Annotated in this window: 1 protein-coding gene and 1 pseudogene; one reads left to right on the top strand and one right to left on the bottom strand. The window is 67.5% G+C overall.

Annotation, left to right across the window (positions count from 1 at the left end):
* Nucleotides 1–142 precede the first annotated feature (142 nt).
* Nucleotides 143–307: pseudogene (locus NBW84_RS09870) on the top strand (helix-turn-helix domain-containing protein); the annotation flags it as partial.
* Between the two features lie 65 nt (nucleotides 308–372).
* Here the strand turns inward: NBW84_RS09870 and NBW84_RS09865 are convergent.
* The coding region (locus tag NBW84_RS09865) for a helix-turn-helix domain-containing protein (RefSeq protein ID WP_250283842.1) at nucleotides 373–631 on the bottom strand (259 nt) is incomplete at its 5' end.

Genomic DNA, 631 nt, shown 5'->3' with positions numbered 1-631 from the left:
TCGGGGTCGTCCTCCCACGCCTCGCGGCGGCCGTAGGGCGTCATCGGGTCTGTGGCGTGGATACCCCGCCGTTCACGGCGGGGAGGAAACGCCGCTCCCTTGTGATGGGTATCAGGTGGCATCCGTTCCATAGAATCCTGATATGTCCCGCTATCGGCTCTATCCGACCGCCGAACAGGCGGCGGCCCTGGAGCCGCATTGCGGGCATGCGCGTTTTGTGTGGAATCTGGCGGTGGAGCAGTGGCAGTGGTACCGGCCGGGGCGTGGCGCCGCGCCGGGATACCACGAGCAGCGCCGCCAGCTCACCGCGACCCATCATCGCTCACAGCAAGGACGCATCGGGCAACGGAGTCGTTCACGCAGGGGAGGACGTCAAGTCCTGATTCCGCTGGATGCAACAGATCCCTCTCGGTCCGTGCGCCGGGTGAACGTGGCGCGGTAGGCGCTGGGTGTGAGCCCGGTTCGTCTCGACAGGTGCTGGCGGAGGGAGTCGGTGGTGACGAGGCCGCTGAGCCGGGCGACCTGTTCCATGGGCAGGTCCGTGCTCTCCAGCAGTTCCCGCGCCCGGTTCACGCGTTGGTGGAGGAGCCATTGCAGCGGGCTGAGACCGGTCTCCGCGTGGAATCGACGC

The organism is Protofrankia sp. CiP1_Cm_nod2 (assembly GCF_920664355.1).
GTDB lineage: Bacteria > Actinomycetota > Actinomycetes > Frankiales > Frankiaceae > Protofrankia.
This window is presented reverse-complemented; position numbering and strand designations above follow the sequence as displayed.